Below are 423 nucleotides of genomic sequence, written 5' to 3'. Positions count from 1 at the left end.
AGCTTGGATCATGCGATTCAGAAACAGCGAGATGAATCTTCTGCTATTCAGCTGATGGCCAGCCTGGCGATTGCAGCGGCTGGCCTGCTGATGCTGTGGTTTGCTGCCGCCCGGTTGGTCGCTCCGATTCGCCAGATTGCTGAGCGACTGCAGGATATTGCCTCAGGGGAGGGGGATCTAACCCAGCGGCTGCATGTCGGCCAGCAAGACGAGCTGGGTGAGCTGGCGACCTGGTTTAACCGCTTCCTGGATAAATTACAGCACACCATCTCACAAGTGATTATTGCAGTTGATGAAGTTGGCACAACGGCCAATGAGGCTGCGCAGGTGGCCAGCCATACCCGTGATGGCAGCCAGGCGCAGTTTAAAGAAGTTGACATGGTGGCGACGGCGTCTGAAGAAATGTCGCAGACGGCCGAGCAG

General features: G+C 56.7%; 1 protein-coding gene. It reads left to right on the top strand.

Going from position 1 to position 423, the window contains the following annotated elements; genetic code table 11:
• Positions 1-423 (top strand): HAMP domain-containing protein (locus JWG88_RS21385; protein ID WP_205235848.1); only part of this gene is annotated, 423 nt, incomplete at both ends.

Source organism: Desulfopila inferna, assembly GCF_016919005.1.
Classification (GTDB): Bacteria; Desulfobacterota; Desulfobulbia; order Desulfobulbales; family Desulfocapsaceae; genus Desulfopila_A; species Desulfopila_A inferna.
The sequence above is the reverse complement of the archived record's forward strand: the minus strand, read 5'-3'. Positions and strand labels throughout refer to the sequence as shown.